4 protein-coding genes are annotated in these 2,031 nt (G+C 33.5%); 2 read left to right on the plus strand and 2 right to left on the minus strand.

All coding sequences use genetic code 11. The annotated features are described in order from the left end of the window. Positions 1-125 precede the first annotated feature (125 nt). The gene (locus CJF42_RS25730; protein ID WP_095369335.1) at positions 126-461 is read right to left on the minus strand and encodes a GIY-YIG nuclease family protein; all 336 of its coding nucleotides are present in this window, start codon (positions 459-461) and stop codon (positions 126-128) included. 84 nt (positions 462-545) lie between these two features. On the opposite strand from CJF42_RS25730, the gene CJF42_RS25735 reads away from it, so the two are divergent. Next, complete coding sequence (locus tag CJF42_RS25735) at positions 546-785, plus strand: hypothetical protein (RefSeq protein WP_095369336.1); 240 nt, start codon at positions 546-548, stop codon at positions 783-785. Between the two features lie 8 nt (positions 786-793). Beyond that, positions 794-1,315, plus strand: coding sequence for a hypothetical protein (locus tag CJF42_RS25740; RefSeq protein WP_095369337.1), 522 nt, complete (start codon positions 794-796; stop codon positions 1,313-1,315). Positions 1,316-1,374: 59 nt separating this feature from the next. Here CJF42_RS25740 and CJF42_RS25745 read toward each other — a convergent pair. Beyond that, positions 1,375-2,031: hypothetical protein (locus tag CJF42_RS25745; protein WP_212668874.1), on the minus strand; the 657-nt coding region annotated here is incomplete at its 5' end.

Genomic DNA, 2,031 nt, shown 5'->3' on the forward strand with positions numbered 1-2,031 from the left:
ATAATAAAAAAGCGCAATTAAGCGCTTTTTAGTTGTTCAGACTTGGTTATTTTGACCGACATTACGGTTACAAAGCCGGATGATTGATAAGGAATATCTGAGCCAGAGAGTACCCTCTTTGTTCCTTAAGCTTGATTATTCCATTTTGGCTTAAGTTTTTTGATTGTTTCTCGCTCTAAATTTACAGCTTCATTCACAGTAGTAACCATCAGTATACTAATGTTTATATTACTTTTATAACGATACATTTTTAAACCTGCGGGATAATTTCTACCGCTATTACTTATTCGAGTATAGTCCCTTAAGCGTTTTCGATAGCCACCGTTATTCAGTTCAGTAGCTTTTCCCACATAAACTAATTTGCCATCCAACTCACCTTTATAAACGCCAATCTTATTATTGTAATTAGAAAAATCACAATCAGATTCATCTAACATTCCGATATTTTTCCAATCAGACATTTTAAATTCCTTATTAGTAGTACCAATGACAAATAATGTAGCCTTAATACGATTTAAAACCTTGTAGTTTTTGCTTTAAGTATTGTGATTCCATTATGTCCGCCATCTAATGTCATTAATAGATCTGAGAATAATAACGATTCGGGTTCTGGCCGTTCTCACGTTGGTAACAACAAGTCAGAAAGCGGTAATAATGTAGGAAATGAAAGTTATGGGTATGTTGGAGGCCAAGATAGCTTAAAAGATTCAACTATTACATCACACTTCGACAGACCTACAAGACCAACGGGTAGTGGTGGAGACGATCATTCGAACAAAAAATAGGATAAATTATGTCTGCACCTTTAGATTTATTATTTAATAACCAGTGGGATAGTGCGCTTGGCTTGCATTATCACATGCTCAGACAGCAGTTTTTCTCTAAATGGCACAGAATTACAGGCATATTGACATTAGTATTTTCAACTTCTGCTGTGCTCGCTATCACAAACAATACACAGTTTGGAGTTGCCTGCATGGCGTTCGTAGCCATATTGCAAGCAATAGATTTATATGTTGATAGTCGGGGAAATTCGGATAAACATAACGCTTTTAAACAAGAATACATTAACTTTGAAAAAGATTTAATTCGTTACCCAGATGGTTTAACGGAAGAGCAAAATAAAGACTTTCAAATACGTTTAAAAGAAATTGAATTAAAAGAACCGCCACCAATGAGAACTTTACTAGAAATAGTTAATAACGATGTAGCATCGAAACTTAAAGCCGAAAACAGAGAGTTTGATATTCATTGGTTCAAACGATTAACCAGCCAATATATAAACTGGAAATCTAAACCTAAAGTTAAAAAGTAAGTTTAAAAACCCATAAAACAAAAACCAAGCTTAGCTGGTTTTTTTATGGGTTATTTGTATCACTTAATTGTAGTTAACGACAATATTTTATTTAAAAAGCCTTTCTTTTCGGCCTTAGGAGTTTCTTTTTTATTCCAAGCTTCTATTTCTTCTAAATGTCTTTTATCTAAATAATCAAGTTTGCCTATTTTTTTTAGTTGTAACAAATAGCTATAATGTAAGTTCTGCTCAATATATTCAGTCTTTTTCTTTTTTTCTTTTTCTAAGTGATCTGATATGTATTGAATTCTTTGCCCATCAGTTAAAACATCAGGCACATAGATATAAGCTGTACTCAAAGCAGAAGTACCTTGTGTATCTGCAGTAAAACTCCAATAAATAAAGTCAGTGTCTTCTTCATGACTACTAGCAGTATGAATTGTTACTGCTGACCGTCCATCATATGGCGATAAATCTTTATTTGTAGCTGCAGCTGAAATATATTTAGAGCCTGGTTCAAAATAAATATCCATATGTTTCACTCTTTCAAGCTCTTCTTCAGAGAATTCAACATAACCTCCAAAGCGATTTACTAAAGCAGCAAGATAAAGATCAAAACTGGCACCTGTTTCCATATCTTTTTTATCACACCTTAGACCTTTTCTTTGTTGCTCAGCGTTATAAATTGATTTCATGCTATTCCCTGGATTCTTTTCCAGCAATTCTCGCTCAATATA

It is taken from the genome of Pseudoalteromonas sp. NBT06-2 (assembly GCF_002276045.1).
Lineage (GTDB): Bacteria > Pseudomonadota > Gammaproteobacteria > Enterobacterales > Alteromonadaceae > Pseudoalteromonas.